Source organism: Bacillus sp. LR--39 (assembly GCF_053613335.1).
Window position 1 is genome coordinate 1 of sequence record NZ_JBSIOT010000591.1, and the last position, 848, is coordinate 848.

The window sequence follows — 848 nt, forward strand, 5'->3', positions numbered from 1 at the left end:
TAAAAGACAAAGAAGGCGACCGCATCCTATCCAAAATTAGCCCCGACGCCCACGTCATCGCCCTCGCCATCGAAGGAAAAATGAAAACATCCGAAGAACTAGCCGATACAATAGATAAGCTGGCTACATATGGAAAAAGCAAAGTCACCTTCGTCATCGGCGGATCACTCGGATTGAGCGACGCAGTGATGAAGCGAGCGGACGAGAAGCTGTCGTTTTCGAAGATGACATTTCCCCATCAGTTGATGCGGCTTATTCTGGTGGAGCAGATTTACCGGGCTTTTCGGATTAATCGTGGTGAACCGTATCATAAGTAATGGCAAACTTTATGGTATGGGATTCGGACAAAAATAGAATAACGATTAAATGATAGAAGTAATAACTCTAATAATCATCAAGAGTTATTACCTCTGTTAATTTTTTAATGTTATAATAACGGCGGTAACTTTTTCAAAAAATACAAAAAAACACTATTAAGAGGGGATACTAATGCAGCTTAAAAGCCTAACTATAGAGAATTTTCGAAACTTTGAAAAAGTAAATGTAGATTTAACAAATCAAAATGTTTGTTTTGGAATGAATGATGTGGGTAAAACAAATTTGCTTTATGCTATCAGATTCTTATTAGATAGAGATATTCGTAAAAATGGCTTTAAAGAATCAGATTATTTTAGAAATGAAAGAGACAGAGTAATAAGAATAACATTAGGTGTCGATTTATCTGATCGTCTAAAAGATGAAGATTCCCAGCATATAATAGCCAAAGTGGGAGGGGCAAGGTCAAGTAATGAATTAGATAACTTTTTTTTTCAGGTAGAAGGTACTTATGATATTAGTGAAGAAGTTGG

General features: G+C 36.2%; 2 protein-coding genes. Both read left to right on the forward strand.

Annotation, left to right across the window (positions count from 1 at the left end):
- On the forward strand, positions 1 to 317 hold a 317-nt coding region (gene rlmH / locus ACWHAR_RS25140), incomplete at its 5' end, for a 23S rRNA (pseudouridine(1915)-N(3))-methyltransferase RlmH (protein ID WP_452088191.1).
- 172 nt (positions 318 to 489) lie between these two features.
- A partial coding sequence (locus ACWHAR_RS25145) for an AAA family ATPase (RefSeq protein WP_452088192.1) occupies positions 490 to 848 on the forward strand: 359 nt, incomplete at its 3' end.